At 75.5% G+C, this 850-nt stretch carries 1 protein-coding gene and 1 pseudogene; both read left to right on the plus strand.

Annotation, left to right across the window (positions count from 1 at the left end):
• A pseudogene (locus tag CQZ88_RS20775) lies at window positions 1-532 on the plus strand (DUF1707 domain-containing protein); the annotation flags it as partial.
• 23 nt (window positions 533-555) lie between these two features.
• Window positions 556-850: DUF1707 domain-containing protein (locus CQZ88_RS20780; protein WP_146034347.1), on the plus strand; the 295-nt coding region annotated here is incomplete at its 3' end.

Below are 850 nucleotides of genomic sequence, written 5' to 3' on the forward strand. Positions count from 1 at the left end.
GCTGTCGGATGGGGACGGCCCGGCGCCGGGACCCGCGGCGGTGCGGGAGCAGCCCGCCGCGCCGGTGGCGGTCCCCGACGACGGTGTCGATCCGATCGTTGTGACCCCGGTCCGGCCGCTCGAGCCCGGCGGGTTCGAGGCGGTTCTCGCGGCGGTGCGGGACCGCTTCGGCAACACGGTCGTGTACCGGCTGGTCCTCCGTCCGGAGCGGGCCCACATCGAACGGGCGCTGCCGGACGAGCCGGGCCGGATCGCGACGTACACCTACGCGGGTGGGGCACTGCGGGCCCAACCGGTGACGGTGCAGCGCTTCCCCGGCTACCAGGACTTCGACCTCGGCGCGGTCGACGCGGGGGCCGTGACCGCCCGGATCGCGGAGGCGCCCGCGCTGGTCGGCCTGCCCGGCGGCACGGTCTCGCACGTGTCGTTCGCCCACGACGGCACCCCGGCGGTGACCATCTACGTCGAGTCCGGCGACGGCACGCGGTACGTGAAGATTCTGTTCGACGGCGGCGTGCTGGGCGTGTTCTGAGCTGCGTCGTTACGATCTCCCGCATGATCGGCCGCCATTCGCCTTCCACCAGGGCACGCGACGCCGATCGGGCTGCGGTCCGGGCGCGGCTCGACGCGGCGTATGCGGACGGTCAGCTCTCGGGCGCCGAGCACGAGGTCCGGGATGCGCGCGCCGGTGCGGCGGACACGCTCGGCGAGCTCGACGAACTGGTCGCCGACCTGCAGGCGAGCCCGGGCGCCGCCGCGGCGGCACGGGTCCGCGCCTGGGGTCCCTGGGTGTTCGCCGGGGCCGTGGTGACGGCGGCGGTGGTGGCGGGGGTGGCGACGTTCCGCTGGG

It is taken from the genome of Rhodococcus sp. ENV425 (assembly GCF_002887785.1).
Classification (GTDB): Bacteria; Actinomycetota; Actinomycetes; order Mycobacteriales; family Mycobacteriaceae; genus Rhodococcus; species Rhodococcus aetherivorans.